Annotated in this window: 21 protein-coding genes, 4 tRNA genes and 2 pseudogenes; 19 read left to right on the plus strand and 8 right to left on the minus strand. The window is 60.4% G+C overall.

The annotated features are described in order from the left end of the window. The first annotated feature begins 491 nt into the window (after positions 1-491). Positions 492-920: a hypothetical protein gene (locus MIC97_RS01805; RefSeq protein ID WP_183829661.1), complete on the plus strand. Its 429-nt coding sequence runs from the start codon at positions 492-494 to the stop codon at positions 918-920. Here MIC97_RS01805 and MIC97_RS01810 read toward each other — a convergent pair. Further along, a complete protein-coding gene (locus tag MIC97_RS01810) occupies positions 917-2,107 on the minus strand; it encodes a GGDEF domain-containing protein (protein WP_239798624.1) in 1,191 nt (396 codons plus the stop codon). The genes MIC97_RS01805 and MIC97_RS01810 overlap by 4 nt on opposite strands. Before the next feature lie 48 nt (positions 2,108-2,155). Between MIC97_RS01810 and MIC97_RS01815 the strand changes: the two genes are divergently transcribed. Next, on the plus strand, positions 2,156-2,413 hold the full coding sequence (locus MIC97_RS01815) for a hypothetical protein (RefSeq protein WP_239798625.1): 258 nt from the start codon (positions 2,156-2,158) through the stop codon (positions 2,411-2,413). Further along, a complete protein-coding gene (locus MIC97_RS01820; protein ID WP_239798626.1) occupies positions 2,410-2,874 on the plus strand; it encodes a DDE-type integrase/transposase/recombinase in 465 nt (154 codons plus the stop codon). Before MIC97_RS01815 ends, MIC97_RS01820 begins: the two co-directional genes overlap by 4 nt. Here the strand turns inward: MIC97_RS01820 and MIC97_RS01825 are convergent. The 5 genes and pseudogenes from MIC97_RS01825 to MIC97_RS01845 form a co-directional block, all read right to left on the minus strand. Further along, positions 2,831-3,625: an ABC transporter permease gene (locus MIC97_RS01825; protein ID WP_239798627.1), complete on the minus strand. Its 795-nt coding sequence runs from the start codon at positions 3,623-3,625 to the stop codon at positions 2,831-2,833. The genes MIC97_RS01820 and MIC97_RS01825 overlap by 44 nt on opposite strands. Then, complete coding sequence (locus MIC97_RS01830; RefSeq protein ID WP_239798628.1) at positions 3,625-3,765, minus strand: hypothetical protein; 141 nt, start codon at positions 3,763-3,765, stop codon at positions 3,625-3,627. Before MIC97_RS01830 ends, MIC97_RS01825 begins: the two co-directional genes overlap by 1 nt. Then, positions 3,758-4,123 (minus strand): annotated as a pseudogene (locus MIC97_RS01835) (transposase); the annotation flags it as partial. The gene MIC97_RS01830 and the pseudogene MIC97_RS01835, both read right to left, overlap by 8 nt. Further along, positions 4,122-4,403, minus strand: a pseudogene (locus MIC97_RS01840) (transposase); the annotation flags it as partial. The pseudogenes MIC97_RS01840 and MIC97_RS01835, both read right to left, overlap by 2 nt. Positions 4,404-5,102: 699 nt before the next feature. Further along, a tRNA-Thr gene (locus MIC97_RS01845) sits at positions 5,103-5,178 on the minus strand. Between the two features lie 127 nt (positions 5,179-5,305). On the opposite strand from MIC97_RS01845, the gene MIC97_RS01850 reads away from it, so the two are divergent. Next, the gene (locus MIC97_RS01850; protein WP_239798629.1) at positions 5,306-5,473 is read left to right on the plus strand and encodes a hypothetical protein; all 168 of its coding nucleotides are present in this window, start codon (positions 5,306-5,308) and stop codon (positions 5,471-5,473) included. A gap of 12 nt (positions 5,474-5,485) precedes the next feature. Here MIC97_RS01850 and bhcR read toward each other — a convergent pair whose 3' ends face one another. After that, a complete protein-coding gene (gene bhcR / locus MIC97_RS01855; protein ID WP_239798630.1) occupies positions 5,486-6,301 on the minus strand; it encodes an HTH-type transcriptional regulator BhcR in 816 nt (271 codons plus the stop codon). A gap of 201 nt (positions 6,302-6,502) precedes the next feature. Here bhcR and gcl point away from each other — a divergent pair, with 201 nt between their 5' ends. Genes gcl through MIC97_RS01870 form a run of 3 tightly spaced genes read left to right on the plus strand, consistent with a single transcriptional unit; the run spans position 6,503 to position 10,011 of the window. Continuing rightward, positions 6,503-8,284, plus strand: a complete 1,782-nt coding sequence (gcl, locus tag MIC97_RS01860) for a glyoxylate carboligase (protein WP_239798631.1) — start codon at positions 6,503-6,505, stop codon at positions 8,282-8,284. 24 nt (positions 8,285-8,308) lie between these two features. Beyond that, a complete protein-coding gene (gene hyi, locus MIC97_RS01865; protein ID WP_239798632.1) occupies positions 8,309-9,106 on the plus strand; it encodes a hydroxypyruvate isomerase in 798 nt (265 codons plus the stop codon). Beyond that, a complete protein-coding gene (locus MIC97_RS01870) occupies positions 9,064-10,011 on the plus strand; it encodes a 2-hydroxy-3-oxopropionate reductase (protein WP_239798633.1) in 948 nt (315 codons plus the stop codon). Before hyi ends, MIC97_RS01870 begins: the two co-directional genes overlap by 43 nt. 202 nt (positions 10,012-10,213) lie before the next feature. On the opposite strand, the gene MIC97_RS01875 is transcribed toward MIC97_RS01870, so the two are convergent. Next, positions 10,214-11,065: an RNA methyltransferase gene (locus MIC97_RS01875; RefSeq protein WP_239798634.1), complete on the minus strand. Its 852-nt coding sequence runs from the start codon at positions 11,063-11,065 to the stop codon at positions 10,214-10,216. A gap of 187 nt (positions 11,066-11,252) precedes the next feature. Here MIC97_RS01875 and MIC97_RS01880 point away from each other — a divergent pair. The 12 genes from MIC97_RS01880 to rpoB all read left to right on the plus strand — a co-directional run bounded on the left by MIC97_RS01880 (position 11,253) and on the right by rpoB (position 21,672). Continuing rightward, positions 11,253-11,337: transfer RNA gene (locus MIC97_RS01880), tRNA-Tyr, on the plus strand. A gap of 23 nt (positions 11,338-11,360) precedes the next feature. Beyond that, positions 11,361-11,434 (plus strand) — tRNA-Gly (locus MIC97_RS01885). Positions 11,435-11,650: 216 nt separating this feature from the next. Beyond that, a complete protein-coding gene (gene tuf / locus MIC97_RS01890; protein WP_183829707.1) occupies positions 11,651-12,826 on the plus strand; it encodes an elongation factor Tu in 1,176 nt (391 codons plus the stop codon). Positions 12,827-12,995: 169 nt separating this feature from the next. Next, positions 12,996-13,382 carry a GFA family protein gene (locus tag MIC97_RS01895; protein WP_239798635.1) on the plus strand — a complete coding sequence of 129 codons (387 nt, stop codon included), beginning with the start codon at positions 12,996-12,998 and terminating at the stop codon, positions 13,380-13,382. Between the two features lie 136 nt (positions 13,383-13,518). Beyond that, positions 13,519-13,594, plus strand: a tRNA-Trp gene (locus MIC97_RS01900). A 335-nt stretch (positions 13,595-13,929) separates the two neighbouring features. Further along, on the plus strand, positions 13,930-14,133 hold the full coding sequence (gene secE, locus MIC97_RS01905) for a preprotein translocase subunit SecE (RefSeq protein WP_183829713.1): 204 nt from the start codon (positions 13,930-13,932) through the stop codon (positions 14,131-14,133). Between the two features lie 27 nt (positions 14,134-14,160). After that, positions 14,161-14,700, plus strand: a complete 540-nt coding sequence (nusG, locus tag MIC97_RS01910; protein WP_183829716.1) for a transcription termination/antitermination protein NusG — start codon at positions 14,161-14,163, stop codon at positions 14,698-14,700. A gap of 168 nt (positions 14,701-14,868) precedes the next feature. Next, positions 14,869-15,297, plus strand: coding sequence for a 50S ribosomal protein L11 (rplK, locus tag MIC97_RS01915; RefSeq protein ID WP_239798636.1), 429 nt, complete (start codon positions 14,869-14,871; stop codon positions 15,295-15,297). Positions 15,298-15,301: 4 nt separating this feature from the next. Continuing rightward, positions 15,302-16,000 carry a 50S ribosomal protein L1 gene (rplA, locus tag MIC97_RS01920; RefSeq protein ID WP_183829722.1) on the plus strand — a complete coding sequence of 233 codons (699 nt, stop codon included), beginning with the start codon at positions 15,302-15,304 and terminating at the stop codon, positions 15,998-16,000. Between the two features lie 368 nt (positions 16,001-16,368). Further along, positions 16,369-16,887, plus strand: a complete 519-nt coding sequence (rplJ, locus tag MIC97_RS01925; RefSeq protein ID WP_183829725.1) for a 50S ribosomal protein L10 — start codon at positions 16,369-16,371, stop codon at positions 16,885-16,887. A 57-nt stretch (positions 16,888-16,944) separates the two neighbouring features. After that, positions 16,945-17,319: a 50S ribosomal protein L7/L12 gene (gene rplL / locus MIC97_RS01930; protein ID WP_183829728.1), complete on the plus strand. Its 375-nt coding sequence runs from the start codon at positions 16,945-16,947 to the stop codon at positions 17,317-17,319. A gap of 216 nt (positions 17,320-17,535) precedes the next feature. Next, positions 17,536-21,672, plus strand: a complete 4,137-nt coding sequence (gene rpoB / locus MIC97_RS01935) for a DNA-directed RNA polymerase subunit beta (protein ID WP_239798637.1) — start codon at positions 17,536-17,538, stop codon at positions 21,670-21,672. Positions 21,673-21,712: the final 40 nt, after the last annotated feature.

Consider the following 21,712-nt stretch of genomic DNA (forward strand, 5'->3'; position numbering starts at 1 on the left):
TTCATTTTACTGTGATGGCCCCCGATCAGAATGCAATGTGGACCTAACATGGGTTTCGGGTGCTGGCAAAGCGGATGACCGGAGCGCCGCCTTGCGGGCCGACAGGTTTACCGGAAAGGATACAGACATTAAGCTGGCTTAAACGGAAGCGGCCGATGCTGCTTCGGCATGAAAGGCGGGGGCCTGACTGACAGGGACTTCCCAATTGCCGTTCACACGTATGTTCATCATCGCTCTCATCATGGCAGCCTTTGCCATGGCCTTCTCGAATCTGGTCAGCAAGACAGATTCAGGAGCTTCCCGGCAGGAGCCTTCGGATGTGAGTTGCGGAGAGGGAACAGGCGTAGCCTGCCCAACGCGGCGCCAGATGTAGTCATTCCTTCGTCATCGAACGGGAACAGATTTGCGCATTCGGAAATGGATGGAGGCAGAGTTTGCTTGGCCTCACCCATTTGGGACGCCATAATACCACTTTTCGACAAGGAGACGGAATGAGAGCACGTACAGCCACGATTGGCGATCTCGAAACGGTGTTCCGCGACCTTTCCGGTCGCATGTCCGCTGACTATGTTGCTGCTGGCCTGACTGTTGAAGGTGCGCAGGACAGCCTGACGATGGATCTGAAAGAGGGGCGGGCTCACGCGCTGCTCGATGACGACACTGTGGTTGCCATCATTACCTGGCACGAAATCGATCACGTCGCGGAAACCGCCTTTGCGGCGCGCGAAGGCTTTTTCACTGCTTCAACGGTGAGATTCTGCAAAAAGCACATCAGGCGCATACAGGAACTGACCGGAAACATGCCGATCCGCTCAAGAAGCTGGCTTGGTGAGCCGGAGGTGACGCGGTGGTTCCGCATTATTGGCTACGAGCAACTGCAGGGTAACGGTTCCAGGCTTTTTGAATTGCCACCGGCCTAAACAACTCGCTGCTCCGCTACGGCTAAACCATCCTCTTCCGGGTCGCTTACTTCGACCCGGTTCCGGCCAAGAGACTTGGCAGCATAGAGCGCCCGGTCGGCTCGGCGCAGCAGTCCGGAAAAATCCGCGTCGGATGGACCGCGCGACGCTACGCCGACGGAAACCGTCAGCTGCATGACATTCCCGTCCGTTTTGCACGGAGCGTCCTCCACCGCCTTTCTCAGGCCTTCAAGCCGCTGTTCCGGCGGACCATCGAGCAGCATGACGAACTCCTCGCCGCCGGAGCGGGCGACCATGGTTCGGTTGCCGGCATGTGTGCTGAGAATATCGGCAACATGCTGAAGTGCCTTGTCGCCGACATCGTGGCCATAGGTGTCGTTGATCTTCTTGAAACTGTCGATATCGAAGATCGCGACACTCAGTCGGGCTCCGGCCGGTCCTGCCGTGTTGAAAAGCTGTTCGGCACGTTGGGTCAGTGTGCGCCGGTTCGGCAGGCCGGTCAGGTAGTCGGTCGAGGCGGCATGCTCCCATTGCATGCGGATGCGGTCGGAGCACAGAAGGATGAATGACGTTGTGCCCAGCACAGGCAGAACGGCCATGAAGATGGGAGTCACCACATTTACCGTCGATGCGCCGGTGGTGACGCTGAAGTCCGTGGGCAGGGGGCTGAAGAGGAAAACGCTGGCGCGCAACGCTGTAAACACGGCCATGATCATGAATATGACCAGAAGCACCCGCCGGCTGATGGAGTCATCCGCCCGGGGTGGGCGCGCCAGTATCCTGATGCTCGCGAGCATCAGCCAGCACCAGGCTATCGTGATGATGATGATTCTGGCCTGAAAATTTTCCTCTATCATCGAGAACCAGAACACTGAAAAAGCACCCACCGCTATCGTCAGGTAGTGCCAGTTCGAGGCTTTGAAATCGTAGAACTTGGCCAGAGCCTGACTATAGGCGAGCAGGCCGATCAGGAAGGCGGTGTTGACAATGACCAGCAGCACCGGGGGCGGTCGTTCCGACGCGATGGCGAACAGCCCGCATCCTATCGCGATCAGAAATGTTCCGGCCTGCCATGTGTGGGCGGCAGGACGCAGGTTGTCCGGCAGATCGCGGGACATGATGGCCAGAACCAGCCCGTTCGAGAGCATCATCGTTGCCACAATGGCGAACAAATATTCTGAAACCATGGCCCCCAAATCAGTCGCTGTGTTGCCAGCAATGATTAGGTGACAAAGATGACCAATCCGACAACAGGCATAAATTCACCCGGATGCCATCGTCGAGGGGGCGACTTCATCACGTCGAAGTCCGGACATGAAATCTTTGGTCATGTCGGGCAGCTCGGCGAACTGATTCGCATCGACTCCAAACAGTTGGAGCGCATCGCCGGAAACCGGCATGGTCAGAGCAACCGTCGCGCCTGTGGTAAGGGGTTGGAGCGGGAGGTGCTGCAGATTGCCATAGATGACGCCTCCGGCTGGCCTGTACCGTGATTCTGCCCGATGAGAAAAAAGCGAGCGCAACTGGCTTCCTTGAGCGGGCGCTCGGCCTCTTCGAGGCGGATGGGATCACGATCGAGCGGGTCATGACCGACAACGGCGGGGCCTGCAAAAGCCATCTCTTCCGCAAGGCGCTCGCCGATCACGGCATCCGTCACAAGCGCACAACGCCCTATACGCCGCGCACCAAAGGAAACGCCGGGCGCTTCATCCAGACTTCGTTGCGCGAATGGCTCTGCGCAAAGACCATTCTTCAGCTCCAGACAACGAACCGCAGCAATGCCCGTCTGGGTGTGAGACTACGACAACCAGAGACCTCATTCCGCTCCCGGCGGAAGCCGCCTGTCAACACGCAAAGTGCTCATGGCCGTGGCCTCCCCGATTGCCCGGGTGGGGCGACGGCAAACCGGCTTAGCGGACGAAGGTTTGGGTCAGTCCCATGGCTCGATCGATGATCATGATGATCGCCAGCGTGAATAGGAACAGCAACACCGAGACGCAGGCGACCGTCGGGTCAGCGCTTGTCTCGACGTAGCGGAACAATTCGGTCGGCAGTGTCGTCAGCTTCGGCCCCGTCAGAAACAGAGTGATGACCAACTCGTCAAACGAGACGAGGAAGCATAACGCCGTCGCTGCGATGATGCCGGGCATCATCATCGGCAGTGTGACGCGCCGCACGACAGTCAGCGGCCCTGCACCCAGCGAGGCAGCGGCCTCCTCACAGGCCAGATCGACGTTACCCAGCGCTACGGCAAGCACGCGCAGGGCGTAGGGCAGCGTGACGACGAGGTGTGCGAGCACAATACCGTGGAACGTGCCAAGCAAGCCGATGGTCGCGAAGATGATCAGTATCGCCAGGCCCAGGACGATGGTCGGCAGCAGGAGTGGCGCGGTGAACAGATTGTATAGAAACTCCGAGCCTGGCGTCTTCAATCTGATGATCGCGTAAACTGCGGGAATCGCGATTGCCAGCGACAATATGGTGACGACAACCGCCAGGGACAGGCTGGTAAGAAATGACGAGATGATGAGTTCGTTCTGCAACAAGGATTGATACCAGCGAAACGACCATGAGCTCGGTGGAAAGCTGAGAAGGCGGTCGCCGCTGAACGAGATCGGGAAAACCAGAAGCGCAGGCGCCAACAGAAACAGCATCAGAACGAACACAAGAGCGTGCAGCGGCCAGGGGATCTCATGTCCATCCATCAGTCGAGCCTCTTCAACAAGCGGGTGTAGACGGCGAGGGATATGCCAAACAGGATGAGCACCAGGATCGAAAGCGTCGCGGCAACCGGCCGGCTCAATGTGACGATCGCCTGATCATAAAGCGTGTCGCACTTAATCATCCTCATACCCTGCCGCTTTGAAGAAGTTTCGACACTGGGTTGGGTCGAAGAGTTGGCAGATGTCGCCGAGCGCATCGCACAAGGTGTCGAAGGTTCTGGCTGCCTTCTTGCGCAGCAGCGCCTTGAGTTTTGAGAACGCCATCTCGATCGGGTTGAGGTCTGGTGAATATGGCGGCAGGAACAGCAACCATGCGCCGCGCTTTCGCACCAGTTCGGCGGCGCGCTCGCTCTTGTGGAAAGCGACATTGTCGAGGATGACGACGTCGCCGGGCTGAAGTTCAGGAGCCAGTTGCGTCTCGATCCAGGTCTCGAAGCGGCGGGCGTTCATCGGCGCATTGACGATCCACGGCGCGACCATCCTTGCGCAGCACCTTCACCTCGTCGCTGGTCGCGGCGCGCGCCGTGTCTCCGGCCAGCCGCTTCTTGCCGGCTTCCAGGAACTCCTTCGACCAGTTGTAATACAGGCTCTCGGCGATCCCCTCGCGCCGGCAAAGCGTGGCGATCGATTCCTCACCGCAAAGGCCTTCCAGCACAATGCGGATCTTCTCCTCCGCACCATACTGCTTGCGGGTCGCGCGGCGGCTGTCCTTGATGGCCTGTTGCGAAGGCGCTTTCTCTGTTCCGGATTTCTGCCTCATCTTCGCTCCTTTGAAAGGCTACGATGAACCAGAAATTCTCCGCTCTCAGTTAAGCCAATTTGGTCCCATCAGCGCTGACGCCGGACAGATCCTCCGCGATCAGCAGGTCCGGCTATGGTGGTAGCGCCGCTGCGATGCCGATCGCAGGTATTATTATGTGATCTCAGATCGCATAAACTGTCAAGTTGGACGGCTTGCTGTTTGGGATCCGAGCAGGAACGGCACGCTAAAATTTAACCGACATCTGATGAAGCTCAGCAAGCATGGGCAATGTTAAAAACTGCTCGTGCCCCATCCTGTAGTCGCTGCCGCTTTCCCGCCGTGATCATCGCTCACGCGGCAGGACTTTTATTGCGCTTCCCGTTCAGCCTGCGCATGGTTGGAAATATGCTGCGGGCCGTGATGTCATCGTGACCCATCACACCATTCGAAACTGAGGGGGAAACTATGTTCTCACCTCATTTCCCTTGCCGACAACCACCCCTGATCCCGCGGGCGGCTCCACTGCGTTGAAGGCATTATTGGAATCGTATCGGATGGCCGTTGCCGCTTTTGTATCTCCGGGATTGGCGGAGGTGCCACCTCATGGAACCCGGCAACGAAAAAATGGGCGAAACCGTCCCGCCGTGTGAAGTGGTGCAGAAGGTGGGGCGAAATGATCCGATTTAACAAGGAAAATCAACACCCTGACATGGGTGGTGGTGCCCCCGGCAGGGATCGAACCCGCGACCTTCGGTTTACAAAACCGCTGCTCTACCAGCTGAGCTACAAGGGCAACGTGCTCCGGTTAGCATATTTGTCGTGCCAGTAAAGACAAATCAGAGCCGGATCACGGTTTCGCATGCTGAAATAGCCCTTGCTGCTCCCTACATGGGGAATAAGAGCCATTCAGGGGAGAGCCGATGCTCAGATTTGTCATCGTCGCTTTGATTGTGCTGGCCGCATGGGCGCTGGTGCTCAATACGATCCGGATGATACGTGGCATGAGCATAGACTGGACCGGTGTTGCTTTCATGGTCGGCTTTGTCGCGCTTGCTTTCTATCTGCGCCACGTCAGCGGAATGGGCTGAAGGGGAGGGAACTCAGTTCCTGCCGCCGATCATCGCCGTGACTTCCGCCGCCGCATCGCGAACCACCGGCCCGATCTGCGCCAGCCGTTCCGGCGTGACCCGCACCGTGGGGCCTGAGACGGACACCCCTCCCACCGGCTCGCCATGTTCGTTGAAAACGGCCGCCGCCACGCAGCGCATGCCGAGATTGCGTTCCTCGTCGTCCACGGCCCAGCCGCGGACCCTTGCCTCGGTGAGATCCCGCATCAGTTCGGGCAGGGTCGCAAGGGTGCGGTCCGTATAGGTTTCCAGACCCAGCCGATCGATGAGCACAGCCACACGCTCCGGGTCCATGTGGGAGAGAACGGCCTTGCCGATGCCGGAAGCATGAAAGGCGGTGCGGGTGCCGGGCCGGAAGAAGGCGCGGATGGCCTGATGCGTCTCGACCTGGCTGACGAACACCACGCAATCATCTTCCGCCAGCCCAAGATTGGCGGTTTCTCCGGTTTTCTCCATCAGATCCTGCATCACCACGCGCGCCCGGTCGACAATTTTGCGCCCGCGCAGGAAGGCTGATCCCATGCGGTAGGTTTCGACGCCTATCGACCACAATTGTTCGGTTCGGTCGAACTCCACCATTCCATGGGCTTCGAGGGTGGTGAGCATGCGATAGGCGGTCGCCGCGGCAATGCCCGACTGATCGGCGATCTCGCTCAGCGAAAGGCCGTTTGCCCGTGCCACGATCGCCAGTATCCGCAACGCACGGTCGAGCGACTGCACCGGCCCGGCATCCGGTGAAGGGCTGAAGGCGCGTGGCCTGCCGCGCTGACGTTTTTCGGCTTGTTCCATCGCGGTCACCTTCCATTTTCCATAAAAATGAAAAACTTTTTTATAATAAATTGAAAGGCGCGTAAATGAAAAATGAAATGACTAGGTTTCTCAGCATCTTATGAGGAAATAAAAAAAATGAAAAACTTTTTTGAAAAAATTGAAAAATAGGTCAGGTGCTGACATGCTCCGATCATCAGAATTGCTCTGGAGGATGCCGCCATGGCCAGAATGCGTGCCGTCGATGCCGCTGTTCTAGTTCTTGAAAAGGAAGGGATTTCCTGTGCCTTCGGGGTGCCGGGCGCAGCCATCAATCCGCTTTATTCCGCTCTGAAGGCACGGGGAACGATCCGTCATATTCTTGCCCGTCATGTCGAGGGCGCCTCGCATATGGCGGAAGGCTACACGCGCGCTGCCAGCGGCAATATCGGCCTGTGCCTCGGCACGTCCGGCCCGGCCGGAACCGACATGATCACCGGGCTTTATTCCGCGTCCGCCGATTCCATTCCCATCCTGTGCATCACCGGGCAGGCCCCTCGCGCTCGGCTAACGAAGGAGGATTTTCAGGCGGTCGACATTGCCGCCATCGCGGCACCCGTCACCAAGTGGGCTGTCACGGTCATGGAGCCTTATCTGGTGCCGATGGCATTGCAGAAGGCGTTCCATCTCATGCGCTCGTCGCGGCCCGGCCCGGTGCTGATCGACCTGCCGCTGGATGTCCAGCTGGCCGAAATAGACTTCGACATCGATGCCTATGAGCCGATGCCTGCTTTCAGGCCGGCCATGACCCGCGCGCAGGCCGAGAAGGCGCTCGCCATGCTGAACGAGGCGGAAAAACCGCTGATCGTCGCCGGAGGCGGCATCATCAATGCCGATGCGCCCGACCTGCTGATCGAATTCGCGGAGATCACCGGGGTTCCGGTCATCCCGACCCTGATGGGCTGGGGCGCCATTCCGGACGATCACCGGCTGATGGCCGGTATGTGCGGGCTCCAGACCTCGCACCGCTACGGCAATGCCACCATGCTGGAGGCCGATTTCGTGTTCGGCATCGGCAACCGCTGGGCCAATCGTCATACCGGCTCGGTCGACGTCTATACTAGGGGAAGGAAATTCATCCATGTCGACATCGAGCCGACGCAGATCGGCCGTGTCTTCGCGCCTGATCTCGGCATCGTCTCCGATGCCGGCGCTGCGCTGAAGATGCTGCTTGATGTGGCGACCGAATGGAAGACGGCCGGAAAACTGCGCGACTGGTCCGGCTGGGCGAAGACATGCCAGCAGCGCAAGAAGACGATGAAGCGCAAGACCCATTTCGAGCAGGTGCCGCTGAAACCGCAGCGCATCTACGAGGAAATGAACAAGGCTTTCGGCCGTGACACCACCTATGTCACCACCATCGGTCTCAGCCAGATAGCGGGCGCGCAGTTCCTGCATGTCTACAAGCCGCGCAACTGGATCAATTGCGGGCAGGCCGGTCCGCTGGGGTGGACATTGCCGGCGGCACTCGGCGTTCGGGCCGCCCGTCCGGATGCGAATATCGTCGCCCTTTCAGGCGATTACGACTTCCAGTTCATGATCGAGGAACTGGCCGTCGGCGCCCAGCACAAGCTGCCCTACATCCATGTCGTGGTGAACAACGCCTATCTCGGCCTCATCCGGCAGGCGCAGCGCGGTTTTTCGATGGACTACGAGGTCAGCCTCGCTTTCGAAAACATCAATACCGTCGGCCATGCGGAGGTCGGCTATGGCGTCGATCATGTCGCCGTTGCCGAAGCCATGGGCTGCAAGGCGCTGCGTGTGCGCCGGCCGGACGAGTTCGCTGGTGCCTTCGCTGAAGCGCGCCGGCTGATGGAGGAACATCAGGTTCCGGTTGTACTGGAATTCATTCTCGAACGTGTCACCAACATCTCCATGGGCACCGAGATCGACAACATCACCGAGTTCGAGGAACTGGCCGAGCGCAATGAGGATGCGCCCACCGCAATCGCCATGCTCGACTGAATCAATTTGTGAGGAGTTTCTGCTATGCCACGGTTTTCAGCCAATCTTTCCATGCTGTTCGGGGAATACGAGTTCCTCGACCGCTTCGATGCCGCCGCCCGGGCCGGGTTTCGCGGCGTGGAATATCTTGGCCCTTACGACCATCCCGCCGAGGAGGTTGCAGCACGGCTGAAGAAGAACGGACTGACACAGGTTCTCTTCAATGTGCCATCCGGCGACTGGGCAGCCGGGGAGCGCGGCATCGCCATCCTGCAGGACCGGATGGAGGAATTCCGCGCCGGGGTCGACAAGGCCATCACCTATGCGAAGGCTCTGCATTGCGGGCAGGTGAACTGCCTGGCCGGCATCGCGCCTGCCGGTGTGCCGCGCGAAAAGCTTGAAGACGTGTTCGTCGAAAACCTGAAATTTGCCGCCGAGAGGTTGGGCGAGGCGGGCATTCGCCTGCTGATCGAGCCGATCAACACCCGCGACATTCCGGGCTTCTTCCTGACCGGCACGCAACAGGCCCTCGACCTGATCGAAAAGGTCGGATCGCAGAACCTGTGGCTGCAATATGACATCTATCACATGCAGATCATGGAGGGCGATCTTGCGCGCTCGATAGAGGCCAACCTGCCGCGCATCGCCCATATCCAGCTTGCTGACAACCCCGGCCGCCATGAGCCCGGAACGGGCGAGATCAACTACCCGTTCCTCTACGATTTCATCGACGGCCTCGGCTATTCGGGCTGGATCGGCGCCGAATACAAACCGAAAGCCGGCACCGAAGCGGGACTTGGGTGGTTCGGGAAATTCGCCGGCAAGGCGGACACGGCAGCGTGACGAATCGAAAGGACGCCACAATGGAAAACATCGGTTTCATCGGTCTGGGCATCATGGGATCTCCCATGGCCGGGCATCTGCTGGATGCAGGCTACGCGGTCATCACCACCGACCATCGCTCACCGCCGCCTGCCGAACTTGTTGCCAAAGGCCTGAAGACCGTGACCGGCAATGCCGCCGTGGCACAGGCTGCAGACATCATCATCACCATGGTGCCGGATACGCCGCAGGTGGATGAGGTGCTTTTCGGCGAGGATGGCGTGGCGTCGGGCCTGTCGAAGGGCAAGCTGGTCATCGACACGTCGTCGATTTCGCCCATCGCCACCAAAACCTTCGCGCAGAAGATCAACGCTTTGGGTTGCGATTATCTGGACGCGCCGGTTTCGGGCGGGGAGGTGGGCGCCAGAGCGGCATCGCTCACCATCATGGTGGGCGGTGAGGAAAAGGCTTTCGAGCGCGCGCGCCCCGTTTTCGAGAAAATGGGCAAGAACATAACGCTGGTCGGCCCCAACAGCGTCGGCCAGACCACGAAAGTGGCGAACCAGATCGTCGTTGCGCTCACCATTGAGGCAGTGGCCGAGGCGCTGGTGTTTGCGTCCAAGGCGGGAGCCGATCCTGCCCGGGTGCGGCAGGCGCTGATGGGCGGGCTCGCGGCATCGCGCATCCTCGAAGTGCATGGCGAGCGGATGATCAAGCGCACATTCGATCCGGGCTTTCGCATCGAACTGCATCAGAAGGACCTCAATCTGGCGCTTGAGGGCGCCCGTTCGCTCGGCGTCTCGCTGCCCAACACCTCGACGGCGCAGCAGCTGTTCAACTCTTGCGCCGCCAATGGCGGGGCGAAGGAGGATCATTCGGCACTGGTGCGCGCGCTGGAGCGGATGGCCGGCCACGACGTGGCCTGACGATCACGCGAATCGAACCGGCAAACAGCCGGTGCGAACAGCGGGCGGGGAGGGGAACGGTCGTGTTCGCAAAAAATGTTCCCCTTGCCGCCCGTTTGGGCATTTTGAAGTCAGACGCAAGCGACTGGACATCGCATAGATCCCGCTAAACTGGGGACTGGAGCAGCGGAATTAGCCTCTGTCTGAACGCCTGCTGTTCTCTCTATTCGTTGAGAAACCGCCCGGCCGCATAGAGCGCGACGGCTGCGGCGTTGGAGACATTGAGCGAGCGGATGGCGCCGGGCATATCCAGCCGGGCCAGCGCACTCACCGTCTCCCGCGTCTTCTGGCGCAGGCCCTTGCCTTCCGCGCCGAGAACGAGCGCCAGCCTTTGTGCCGAAAAGGTCTTTTCCAGCTCGGCGGGTCCATCCGAATCGAGACCGATCGTCTGGAAGCCGGCCCCATGCAGGGTTTCCAGCGCTTCGGCGAGATTGCGCACCTCGATATGGTCGATGTGTTCCAGCGCGCCGGATGCCGATTTGGCCAGTACGCCGGATTCGGTCGGGCTGTGACGATTGGTTGTAATGAGCGCGCCGGCGCCGAACGCCACGGCGGAACGCAGAATCGCGCCGACATTATGCGGATCCGTCACCTGATCCAGCACAAGCACGAGATTCGTGTCGCTCAGCGCGTCGAGGCGCTTGGGTTTGAGCGGCTCGGCCTCGATCAGCACGCCCTGATGGACGGCGTCGGATCCGGTGATCTTGTCGATCTCGCGCGGCTCGACGATGCGGGTCGGGAAGGGAAGGTCATCAACAGGGCCGAGTTCCAGACGCTCGGCCGCATTGCGCGTGACCAGCATGGAGCGCACCTTGCGTGCGGGATTGGCGAGGGCTGCGCGCACCGTGTGCAGGCCATAGAGATGCACGAGACCTTCGGAGGGACCGTCGCCGGGCATGACCTTGGGCCGTGGCCTGTGCGCGGGTGGCCCGCCGGCCTTTTCGTCACGAAAGGTTCGACGCAGCCGTGCATAATGCGCGTCTTTGGGGGTGCCGGATTTCTTGATGTCGCTCATGCTCGTCCTATAGCTGTAGTGCCTGCTTTTGCCTATGGTGGCGACGCCATGAAAAAACTGCGGAGAAAACGTCTCAGCCGCGGTTGACACAAAACAACCTTGCGGCCATAAGGCGCTTCGCTGATGGCGGGCATCGACAGGGCTCCGGCATCTGTAAGTGCCTCGCAGCAGGCTCCGTCGGCAGACTGGAGGAGTGCCCGAGTGGTTAAAGGGGACGGACTGTAAATCCGTTGGCTTAGCCTACGTTGGTTCAAATCCAACCTCCTCCACCACTGCCGCACCGGAGACCTGAAATGCGGGTGTAGCTCAATGGTAGAGCAGCAGCCTTCCAAGCTGAATACGAGGGTTCGATTCCCTTCACCCGCTCCAGTTGTCTGAATGCGAAGTGCGGGGCCGGGTTCGTTTATCCAGCCCCTTACAACAGCAATATTTTCTGCCTATATCTGCGTCATTCACCCGCAGTTGCATGTCAGGGTGTATGGCTGCACCGTCGCTGGCCAAAAGACACTTGTGTTTTGCGGCCGTTCTCGCTAATCGCCCCGCATCCGACTGAACCAAAGGTCCACGCGCCTAAGGAAAGAGACTATGGCAAAAGGTAAATTCGAGCGCAATAAGCCTCATGTGAACATTGGCACGATTGGTCACGTTGACCATGGCAAGACGTCGACGACGGCTGCGATCACGAAGTATTTCGGTGATTTCAAGGCTTATGACCAGATTGACAACGCTCCTGAGGAGAAGGCGCGCGGCATCACGATTGCGACGTCGCACGTTGAGTACGAGACGGATGCGCGTCACTACGCCCACGTCGACTGCCCCGGCCACGCCGACTATGTGAAGAACATGATCACGGGTGCTGCGCAGATGGACGGCGCGATCCTGGTTGTTTCGGCTGCCGACGGCCCGATGCCGCAGACGCGCGAGCACATCCTGCTTGCCCGTCAGGTTGGCGTTCCGGCGATCGTGGTGTTCCTGAACAAGGTGGACCAGGTTGACGATCCGGAGCTTCTGGAGCTGGTCGAGCTGGAAGTCCGCGAGCTTCTGTCGGCTTACGAGTTCCCGGGCGACGACATTCCGATCGTTCCGGGCTCGGCGCTTGCTGCCCTTGAGGACTCGAACAAGGAGATCGGCGAGGACGCGATCCGCAAGCTGATGGCTGCGGTTGACGAATACATCCCGACGCCTGAGCGTCCGGTTGACCAGCCGTTCCTGATGCCGATCGAAGACGTGTTCTCGATCTCGGGCCGTGGCACGGTGGTGACCGGTCGCGTCGAGCGCGGCATCGTCAAGGTTGGCGAGGAACTCGAGATCGTGGGCATTCGTCCGACGACGAAGACGACCTGCACGGGCGTCGAGATGTTCCGCAAGCTGCTCGACCAGGGCCAGGCCGGCGACAACATCGGTGCGCTGCTGCGTGGCGTGGACCGTGAAGGCGTGGAGCGTGGTCAGGTTCTGGCGAAGCCCGGTTCGGTGAAGCCGCACAAGAAGTTCAAGGCCGAGGCCTACATTCTGACGAAGGAAGAGGGTGGCCGTCATACGCCGTTCTTCACGAACTACCGTCCGCAGTTCTACTTCCGCACGACGGACGTGACGGGCATCGTGACGCTTCCCGAGGGCACCGAGATGGTGATGCCGGGCGACAACATCACGGTTGATGTTGAGCTGATCGTGCCGATCGCGATGGAAGAGCGCCTGCGCTTCGCCATCCGTGAAGGCGGCCGCACCGTCGGCGCCGGCATCGTCGCCGCAATCGTCGAATAAGCTGACGCTTTCTGTCAGCAGGAACATGGGAAAGGGCGGCCTTCGGGTCGCCCTTTTTCTTTATCGCGGTATTGTTGCTTGACTGCACGAGCTGCCCTGCTGACCAGGTGTCGGGTGGCGGCGGGCAGGATCACTCCGGAGGTTGTGCCGGCGGCTGGGAGGTTGGACGATGAGAATCGTGGAAGGTGGATGCCTGTGCGGCAACGTGCGCTTCCGCGCTCATGGCGAGCCGCTGCGGGTCGGCATCTGCCATTGCATGGATTGCCGCAAGCATCATGGCGCGCTTTTCCATGCGTCGGCCATCTATCCGGTCTCCGGGTTCAGCTTCGCGGGAGAAGCCGGATCCTACAAGGGGCGGCATTTTTGCGCGGCGTGCGGCTCATCGGTGTTTGGCCGAACCGGCGAAGAAGTCGAAATCAATCTCGGTGCGCTGGATGAACCGGATCTGTTCAGGCCCACTTATGAACTTTGGTGCATTCGTCGCGAGTCGTGGCTTCCCCCGTTTCCCGATACTGAAACTTTTCCGGGGGAACGCGCCGTTGCCGATCAGCCATGAAGTGCGGTCCGAAAAGACTGGCTTTCGCGGCCTTCGCCTGTCTTTTCCCTGTTGCGTGCGATGATGCGCTTTCTCTCTTTACAGATGCGACTCTACTGACTAGGAAGCGGCTGCTGCATCGATATGCGGCCGACCTAGGGGTATAGCTCAGTTGGTAGAGCGGCGGTCTCCAAAACCGCAGGTCGCGGGTTCGAGCCCTGCTGCCCCTGCCATTTTCCTGCCGGACAGCTTCCGTTTCGGCGATCTCTTGCTTTACAATGCGATTTGCGCCATAAGACGGCGTGGCCGGGACGGGACGACTGGATGGTTCCGAGGCGGCATATGATCGTAAAGCGGATGCTTGCCACTTGCGCGTGTCGAGAATCGGTTTTATGTAGGCACCAACAGACACGCGACGCGTGGAGCTGGTAATCCAGCTTTGCGCGTCTGATTTGCATGAACGAAATTACTTGCTGATTCGCTGCGGTAGCCAAGTTCATGTCTCACGTCCCGCCTGGCGGGATCATCCAGAGGGTCCGGCCCACGGGTCCTGAAAGCAGAGCGGCACATGGCGTCGAAGACAACCAATCCTTTCGTCTTCCTTCAGCAGGTTCGGTCCGAGGCTGCCAAGGTCACCTGGCCTTCGCGGCGCGAGACGATGATCTCCACGGTGATGGTTCTGATCTTTTCGCTGCTGGCAATGCTCTTCTTCTTTGCTGCCGATCAGCTCATGGGTTTTGCCGTCGAATTGATTCTCGGCATCGGGCGCTAAGTTCGGCGATTACGGAGAAGTCTTTACATGACCGCGCGCTGGTACATCGTTCACGCCTATTCCAACTTCGAGAAGAAGGTGGCGGATGACATTGAGAACAAGGCCCGTCAGAAGGGGCTGAGCGACAGGATCGAGCAGATCGTCGTGCCCACCGAAAAGGTGGTCGAGGTTCGCCGTGGCAAGAAGGTCGATGCGGAGCGCAAGTTCTTCCCCGGCTACGTGCTGATGAAGGCCGATCTCAACGATGCCGTGATCTCGCTGGTCAAGAACACGCCGCGCGTCACCGGCTTCCTCGGTGAGGACAAGCACACCGCCAAGCCGATGTACATCACCGACAAGGAGGCCGAGCGCATCCTGCATCAGGTGCAGGAAGGCGTGGAGCGGCCGAAGCCTTCGGTGACCTTCGAGGTCGGCGAGGCGATCCGCGTTTCCGATGGTCCCTTCGCTTCCTTCAACGGCTTCGTTCAGGAAGTGGACGAGGAACGGGCGCGTCTCAAGGTCGAGGTTTCCATTTTCGGGCGCGCTGTGCCTGTGGATCTGGAATTCGGACAGGTCGAAAAGGGCTGATCCGAAGCGGCGCTGTCCCTGTGATGGTGCCGAAGGGTGGCGCAGTCTCTGCGTCGCTTGAATGGTGGGAGGCGAGGGCGGCTTAGCCGGTTGCCGGAACCGCACCACCGGACTGCAACCGCCGGCTTTCCCGATTTCGGGGCTGGCATGAAACAAGGCAGATAAGAGATGGCTAAGAAAATTGCAGGCCAGCTCAAGCTTCAGGTTCCCGCGGGGTCGGCTACGCCGTCGCCTCCGATCGGTCCTGCGCTTGGTCAGCGTGGCATCAACATCATGGAATTCTGTAAGGCGTTCAACGCCCAGAGCCAGGAGATGGAGAAGGGTTCGCCCATCCCCGTCGTGATCACCTATTATCAGGACAAGTCGTTCACCTTCGTCATGAAGACGCCTCCGGTGACCTACTTCCTGAAGAAGGCCGTCAACCTTAAGTCGGGTTCCAAGGAGCCAGGCAAGACGAAGGCTGGCCAGATCAGCCGCGACAAGGTGCGCGAGATCGCCGAAGCCAAGATGAAGGACCTCAACGCAAACGACGTGGAAGCGGCGATGCGTATGGTCGAAGGTTCTGCCCGCTCGATGGGCCTGGAAGTGGTGGGCTGATCAGATGGCAAAGATTTCCAAGCGCATAGCCAAGGTTCGTGAAGGCCTTGATCCCGATAAGGTCTACGGCCTCGAAGACGCGATCAAGCTTCTGAAGGACCGCTCCTCCGTCAAGTTCGACGAGACCATCGAAATCTCGATGAACCTCGGCGTCGATCCCCGTCACGCCGACCAGATGGTCCGCGGCGTGGTCAACCTGCCGAACGGCACCGGCCGTGACGTTCGCGTCGCCGTGTTCGCCCGTGGCGACAAGGCCGACGAGGCCAAGGCAGCCGGTGCGGACATCGTCGGTGCCGAGGAACTGGTCGAGATCGTCCAGAAGGGCGAGATCAACTTCGACCGCTGCATCGCCACGCCGGACATGATGCCGCTCGTCGGTCGTCTGGGCAAGGTGCTCGGCCCCCGCGGCATGATGCCGAACCCGAAGGTCGGCACCGTGACCACCGATGTGGCTGGCGCGGTCAAGGCGTCCAAGGGCGGTGCCGTCGAGTTCCGCGTCGAGAAGGCCGGTATCGTCCACGGCGGCGTTGGCAAGGTCTCCTTCGAGGTCAAGGCTCTGGAAGAGAACGTTCGTGCTTTCGCCGATGCGGTCAACAAGGCCAAGCCGACGGGTGCCAAGGGCATTTACGTCAAGCGCGTGGCTCTGTCCTCGACCATGGGCCCCGGCCTCAAGCTGGATGTGGCTTCTCTCGCCATTTCCTGATGCGATTTCCGAGGGCTGGCGCGTAAGCGCCGGTCCTTTCTGAAATTCCGGCTCCCGCTCATGCGGGGTCCGGAAACCGGGATGAAAGTCCCGGAATCCTGTCCGAGATTGCAGGCGGACCTCTTTCGGGTGGTCCTTAATCCATATGGGTCTGCATGAGACGGGTGAAGACCGGACAGAGGAGGGTATCCCTCCGAAGAAAGGTTCGAACCGTGTGTGCCTTTTGTCTGTATGCCTTCGGGCATGGCGGAAAGGGGACAGGATCCTCGAGCGCTGATCGTGAAAGCTCTTTCAGGGCTGTAGCGACCGGCAAAAGGCAACCCGACGCCCGCTTCGCAAATGTTGCGGGGGTCAACTGGAGATAGGCAGTGGATAGAGCGGAAAAACGCGAACTCGTCTCGAGTCTGAACGACGCCTTCAAGGGCGCCGGATCAGTCGTCGTGGCCCACTATGCCGGTATCACCGTTGCGCAGATGAACGATCTTCGTGTGAAGATGGGCGCAGCCGGTGGAACTGTCAAAGTCGCGAAGAACCGCCTCGCCAAAATCGCTCTTCAGGGCACGGAATCCGAAGGCATCATCGATCTGTTCAAGGGACAGACGCTGATCGCTTATTCGGACGATCCGGTTGCGGCTCCGAAGGTCGCGTCCGATTTCGCCAAGGGCAATGACAAGCTTGTCATTCTCGGCGGCGCAATGGGCTCGACCACGCTCGATGCCGATGGTGTGAAGGCTCTTGCCTCGCTGCCGTCGCTCGACGAGCTGCGTGCACGTCTGGTGGGTATGATTTCCACCCCGGCAACCCGGATCGCACAGGTCGTCAACGCACCGGCAGGCAATGTCGCGCGCGTTATCGGCGCTTATGCCCGGAAGGACGAGGCGGCGTGAGGCTGTTCCTCACCCCAAAACATCAACACGTTCGAATCTTATTGAAGGAAAAACAAAATGGCTGATCTCGCCAAGATCGTTGAAGACCTGTCGGCCCTGACCGTTCTCGAAGCGGCTGAGCTGTCGAAGCTGCTGGAAGAGAAGTGGGGCGTTTCCGCTGCTGCTCCGGTCGCCGTTGCCGCTGCTCCGGGCGCCGCTGCTGCTGCCCCGGTTGAAGAGAAGACCGAGTTCGACGTCATTCTCGCTGACGCCGGCGCCAAGAAGATCGAGGTCATCAAGGAAGTCCGCGCCATCACCGGCCTGGGCCTCAAGGAAGCCAAGGATCTGGTTGAAGCTGCTCCGAAGCCCGTCAAGGAAGGCGCCAACAAGGCTGACGCCGACAAGATCAAGGCTCAGCTCGAAGCAGCTGGCGCCAAGGTCGAGCTCAAGTAAGCGTTTGGGTTCCGGCGGACGGCTTTCGGGCCGTCCGCCACCTCCGCTTCCGGAGGTGGCCCGGCGAATGTGTTTGAGAACCTCTTTCCTGAGGGCCAAAAACGGGCTTTCAGGAAACAGGTTTTCACCTGTTTTGGACAAGGTCGCTATCGTGCGGCCTGGAAGCAAGGCGGATCGCGGCGTGATCCGCCCCGAGATGCGAGCTAAGGAGCTATAATGGCCCAGACCCAGACTTTTAACGGCCGCAGGCGCGTCAGGAAGTTCTTCGGGAAGATACCCGAAGTCGCGGAAATGCCGAACCTTATCGAGGTTCAGAAGGCGTCTTACGACCAGTTCCTGATGGTCGAGGAGCCCGAAGGCGGCCGCCCGGACGAGGGACTGCAGGCGGTTTTCAAGTCGGTCTTCCCGATCTCCGATTTTTCCGGCGCTTCGATGCTCGAATTCGTCAAGTACGAGTTCGAAGCCCCGAAATTCGACGTTGACGAGTGCCGTCAGCGCGACCTGACCTATGCCGCACCCCTCAAGGTGACGCTGCGCCTGATCGTGTTCGATGTTGACGAGGACACCGGCGCCAAGTCGATCAAGGACATCAAGGAGCAGGATGTCTACATGGGCGACATGCCGCTCATGACGTCCAACGGCACCTTCATCGTCAACGGCACCGAGCGCGTCATCGTTTCGCAGATGCACCGTTCGCCGGGTGTGTTCTTCGACCATGACAAGGGCAAGTCGCATTCGAGCGGCAAGCTGCTGTTCGCCGCGCGCGTCATTCCTTATCGTGGTTCGTGGCTCGACATCGAGTTCGATTCCAAGGACGTCGTTCACGCCCGTATCGACCGTCGCCGCAAGATTCCTGCGACCTCGCTGCTGATGGCGCTCGGCATGGATGGCGAAGACATCCTGTCGACGTTCTATAACAAGATCACCTACAAGCGTGCGGGTGATCACTGGCGCATCCCTTACAATCAGGATCGCTTCAAGGGTCTCAAGGCCGTGAACGATCTGGTCGACGCCGATACCGGCGAGGTCGTGGTCGAGGCCGGCAAGAAGATTACCGCCCGTCAGGCACGGCAGCTTGCCGAAAAGGGCCTCAAGGCCATCAAGGCCACCGATGAGGACCTGATCGGCCAGTATCTCGCTGAGGATATCGTCAACTACCAGACCGGCGAGATCTATCTCGAAGCCGGTGACGAGATCGATGAGAAGACGCTGAAGGTTCTGCTCGGCACGGGCGAGGAAGAAATCCAGATCCTCGACATCGACCACGTCAATGTCGGCGCCTATATCCGCAACACGCTGGCCGTGGACAAGAACGAGGGCCGTCAGGACGCCCTGTTCGACATCTACCGCGTCATGCGCCCGGGCGAGCCGCCGACGCTCGAGACGGCCGAGGCGATGTTCAATTCGCTGTTCTTCGATGCAGAGCGCTACGACCTGTCGGCCGTCGGCCGCGTCAAGATGAACATGCGTCTGGAGCTGGACTGCCCGGACACCGTTCGCGTGCTGCGCAAGGAAGATATCCTTGCCGTGGTCAAGACGCTGGTCGATCTGCGCGACGGCAAGGGCGAGATCGATGACATCGACAATCTCGGCAACCGCCGCGTGCGTTCGGTGGGCGAACTCATGGAGAACCAGTATCGTCTGGGCCTCCTTCGCATGGAGCGCGCCATCAAGGAGCGCATGTCGTCGATCGAGATCGACACCGTCATGCCGCAGGACCTGATCAACGCCAAGCCGGCCGCAGCTGCCGTGCGCGAGTTCTTCGGTTCCTCGCAGCTTTCGCAGTTCATGGACCAGACCAACCCGCTGTCGGAAATCACCCACAAGCGTCGTCTCTCGGCCCTCGGGCCGGGTGGTCTGACCCGCGAGCGCGCCGGCTTCGAGGTGCGTGACGTGCACCCGACGCATTACGGCCGCATCTGCCCGATCGAGACGCCGGAAGGCCCGAACATCGGTCTGATCAACTCGCTGGCCACCTTTGCGCGCGTCAACAAGTACGGCTTCATCGAAAGCCCGTATCGCAAGATCGTCGACGGCAAGCTCACCAATGATGTCGTCTATCTGTCGGCGATGGAAGAGGCCAAGCACTATGTGGCGCAGGCCAACGCCGAACTGAACGCCAACGGTCAGTTCGTGGACGAATTCGTCATCTGCCGTAACGCCGGCGAAGTGATGATGGCGCCGCGCGAGATGGTCGACCTTATGGACGTCTCGCCCAAGCAGATGGTGTCGGTTGCCGCAGCGCTGATCCCGTTCCTTGAAAACGACGACGCCAACCGCGCTCTGATGGGCTCGAACATGCAGCGTCAGGCCGTGCCTCTGGTGCGCGCCGAGGCTCCGTTCGTCGGCACCGGCATGGAGCCGATCGTGGCCCGTGACTCCGGCGCTGCCATCGGCGCACGCCGCGGCGGCATCGTCGATCAGGTGGACGCAACCCGTATCGTTGTGCGTGCCACGGAAGATCTCGATCCCGGCAAGTCGGGCGTTGACATCTACCGCCTGATGAAGTTCCAGCGCTCGAACCAGTCTACCTGCATCAACCAGCGTCCGCTGGTGAAGGTTGGCGACCACGTCAACAAGGGCGATATCATCGCTGACGGTCCGTCGACCGATCTCGGCGATCTGGCGCTCGGCCGCAACGTGCTGGTCGCGTTCATGCCGTGGAACGGCTACAACTACGAGGACTCCATCCTGCTCTCCGAGCGGATCGTGGCTGACGACATCTTCACCTCGATCCACATCGAGGAGTTCGAGGTCATGGCGCGCGACACCAAGCTCGGGCCTGAAGAAATCACGCGCGACATTCCGAACGTTTCGGAAGAAGCGCTGAAGAACCTCGACGAGGCCGGCATCGTCTATATCGGTGCGGAAGTGCAGCCGGGTGACATTCTCGTCGGCAAGATCACGCCGAAGGGCGAAAGCCCGATGACGCCGGAAGAGAAGCTTCTGCGCGCCATCTTCGGTGAGAAGGCCTCCGACGTGCGTGACACCTCCATGCGCATGCCTCCGGGCACCTTCGGCACCGTCGTCGAAGTGCGCGTCTTCAACCGCCACGGCGTGGAGAAGGACGAGCGCGCCATGGCGATCGAGCGCGAGGAGATCGAACGTCTCGCCAAGGACCGTGACGACGAGCAGGCGATCCTGGATCGCAACGTCTATGCGCGTCTGGCCGACGTTCTGATCGGCAAGGAAGCCATTGCCGGGCCGAAGGGCTTCAAGAAGGGTTCCACGCTGGCACGCGAGACGCTGGACGATTACCCGCGCTCGCAGTGGTGGCAGTTCGCCGTCGAGGACGAAAAGCTGCAGAGCGAGCTGGAAGCCCTGCGCGGCCAGTACGACGACTCCAAGAAGGCGCTGGAGCAGCGCTTCATGGACAAGGTCGAGAAGGTGCAGCGCGGCGACGAGATGCCTCCGGGCGTCATGAAGATGGTCAAGGTCTTCGTGGCTGTGAAGCGCAAGATGCAGCCGGGCGACAAGATGGCCGGCCGTCACGGCAACAAGGGTGTCGTGTCGCGCATCGTCGCGGTCGAAGACATGCCGTTCCTCGAAGATGGTACGCATGCCGACATCGTGCTCAATCCGCTCGGCGTGCCTTCGCGCATGAACGTTGGCCAGATTCTCGAAACGCACCTTGGCTGGGCCTGCGCCGGCATGGGCAGGAAGATCGGCGAGCTGATCGATGCCTACAAGGCCAGCGGCGACATCAAGCCCCTGCGTGAGACGGTCGAGGCGGTCATCCCGGCCAACGACCGCAACGAGCCGGTGCGCGAGTATGACGATGAGTCTGTCGTGCGTCTGGGCGAGCAGATGCGCCGTGGCGTATCCATCGCCACGCCGGTTTTCGACGGCGCCAACGAAGCCGATATCGACCACATGCTGACCCAGGCCGGCCTGCACACCTCCGGTCAGTCGCAGCTCTATGACGGACGTACCGGCGAGCCGTTCGACCGCAAGGTGACCATGGGCTACATCTACATGCTCAAGCTTCACCATCTGGTCGACGACAAGATCCACGCCCGTTCGATCGGCCCGTACTCGCTCGTTACCCAGCAGCCGCTGGGCGGTAAGGCGCAGTTCGGCGGTCAGCGCTTCGGCGAGATGGAGGTCTGGGCGCTCGAAGCCTATGGCGCCGCCTACACGCTGCAGGAAATGCTGACGGTGAAGTCGGACGACGTGGCCGGCCGTACCAAGGTCTACGAGGCGATCGTGCGTGGCGACGACACCTTCGAGGCCGGCATTCCCGAGAGCTTCAACGTTCTCGTCAAGGAAATGCGGTCGCTGGGTCTCAATGTCGAGCTTGAGAATACCAAGCAGGACAATGCCCCGACGCAGATGCCTGACGCTGCGGAGTAAAAGCCTGACGCGGCCGCGCCGGAGCGCGGCCGCCGGCTGG

It is taken from the genome of Aquamicrobium sp. NLF2-7, from assembly GCF_022359935.1.
In the GTDB taxonomy this organism is placed as follows: Bacteria; Pseudomonadota; Alphaproteobacteria; order Rhizobiales; family Rhizobiaceae; genus Mesorhizobium; species Mesorhizobium lusatiense.

Coding starts and splice junctions, on each gene's coding strand:
- MIC97_RS01805 (WP_183829661.1), top strand. CDS start 492: ATGAGAGCACGTACAGCCACGATTGGCGATCTCGAAACGGTGTTCCGC.
- MIC97_RS01810 (WP_239798624.1), bottom strand. CDS start 2,107: ATGGTTTCAGAATATTTGTTCGCCATTGTGGCAACGATGATGCTCTCG.
- MIC97_RS01815 (WP_239798625.1), top strand. CDS start 2,156: ATGACCAATCCGACAACAGGCATAAATTCACCCGGATGCCATCGTCGA.
- MIC97_RS01825 (WP_239798627.1), bottom strand. CDS start 3,625: ATGGATGGACATGAGATCCCCTGGCCGCTGCACGCTCTTGTGTTCGTT.
- MIC97_RS01830 (WP_239798628.1), bottom strand. CDS start 3,765: ATGATTAAGTGCGACACGCTTTATGATCAGGCGATCGTCACATTGAGC.
- MIC97_RS01850 (WP_239798629.1), top strand. CDS start 5,306: ATGCTCAGATTTGTCATCGTCGCTTTGATTGTGCTGGCCGCATGGGCG.
- bhcR (WP_239798630.1), bottom strand. CDS start 6,301: ATGGAACAAGCCGAAAAACGTCAGCGCGGCAGGCCACGCGCCTTCAGC.
- gcl (WP_239798631.1), top strand. CDS start 6,503: ATGGCCAGAATGCGTGCCGTCGATGCCGCTGTTCTAGTTCTTGAAAAG.
- hyi (WP_239798632.1), top strand. CDS start 8,309: ATGCCACGGTTTTCAGCCAATCTTTCCATGCTGTTCGGGGAATACGAG.
- MIC97_RS01875 (WP_239798634.1), bottom strand. CDS start 11,065: ATGAGCGACATCAAGAAATCCGGCACCCCCAAAGACGCGCATTATGCA.
- tuf (WP_183829707.1), top strand. CDS start 11,651: ATGGCAAAAGGTAAATTCGAGCGCAATAAGCCTCATGTGAACATTGGC.
- MIC97_RS01895 (WP_239798635.1), top strand. CDS start 12,996: ATGAGAATCGTGGAAGGTGGATGCCTGTGCGGCAACGTGCGCTTCCGC.
- secE (WP_183829713.1), top strand. CDS start 13,930: ATGGCGTCGAAGACAACCAATCCTTTCGTCTTCCTTCAGCAGGTTCGG.
- nusG (WP_183829716.1), top strand. CDS start 14,161: ATGACCGCGCGCTGGTACATCGTTCACGCCTATTCCAACTTCGAGAAG.
- rplK (WP_239798636.1), top strand. CDS start 14,869: ATGGCTAAGAAAATTGCAGGCCAGCTCAAGCTTCAGGTTCCCGCGGGG.
- rplA (WP_183829722.1), top strand. CDS start 15,302: ATGGCAAAGATTTCCAAGCGCATAGCCAAGGTTCGTGAAGGCCTTGAT.
- rplL (WP_183829728.1), top strand. CDS start 16,945: ATGGCTGATCTCGCCAAGATCGTTGAAGACCTGTCGGCCCTGACCGTT.
- rpoB (WP_239798637.1), top strand. CDS start 17,536: ATGGCCCAGACCCAGACTTTTAACGGCCGCAGGCGCGTCAGGAAGTTC.